1 protein-coding gene and 1 pseudogene are annotated in these 608 nt (G+C 37.5%); both read left to right on the top strand.

The annotated features are described in order from the left end of the window. The coding region (locus L4C39_RS20185; RefSeq protein WP_429747763.1) for a DM13 domain-containing protein at positions 1-250 on the top strand (250 nt) is incomplete at its 5' end. 266 nt (positions 251-516) lie between these two features. Further along, positions 517-608 (top strand): annotated as a pseudogene (locus L4C39_RS20180) (CatB-related O-acetyltransferase); the annotation flags it as partial.

Raw genomic sequence — 608 nt, 5'->3', positions numbered from 1 at the left:
GTACATCACATTAACTGGAAGCCTTGCGCCCGGTCCTGATTATAAGCTTTACCTATCAACCGAGTTTGTCGAAACTGAATCTGATTTTAATCGATTAAAAGACAGTATGGTTCGCATTGGTAATGTTAAGACTTTCGAAAACTTTGCGGTCAAAATACCGAAAGGTATCGATGTCTCTAAATATAATACGGTCATTGTATGGTGTGAGACATTTGGTGAGTTTATCACGTCAGCTAAATACCAAAAATGAGCCACTCCTAACAAACAATTTAAGAGTGACTCCCAACGCGTGGCAGTTTCACTTCGATTTGAAATTTGTGTTTACGGTGCAATGGTTTAGCTTGGGTGTTACAGCGTTGTCGCACCTTAATTGGGCGTTATGTGCTATCATCAATTTCTTCCACTTTACGGTGTTTTTTATGAAACTTATTCCTCTTTTAAAGCAGCCTCGCATTCACTGACGGCATAGTGTTATTTCAATAATTCTTATTATTTAACATTTGCTTGAGGTTTCGTATGCAAAAAAAGCATTGGTCAAAATTTCAGTTACTCCATGAGGTGGTAACTAACCCTAATATTTCTATCAAAGGTACTCACAGTTATTACAG

The sequence above is a fragment of the Vibrio clamense genome (assembly GCF_050337905.1).
Taxonomy (GTDB): Bacteria; Pseudomonadota; Gammaproteobacteria; order Enterobacterales; family Vibrionaceae; genus Vibrio; species Vibrio cortegadensis.
The sequence above is the reverse complement of the archived record's forward strand: the minus strand, read 5'-3'. Positions and strand labels throughout refer to the sequence as shown.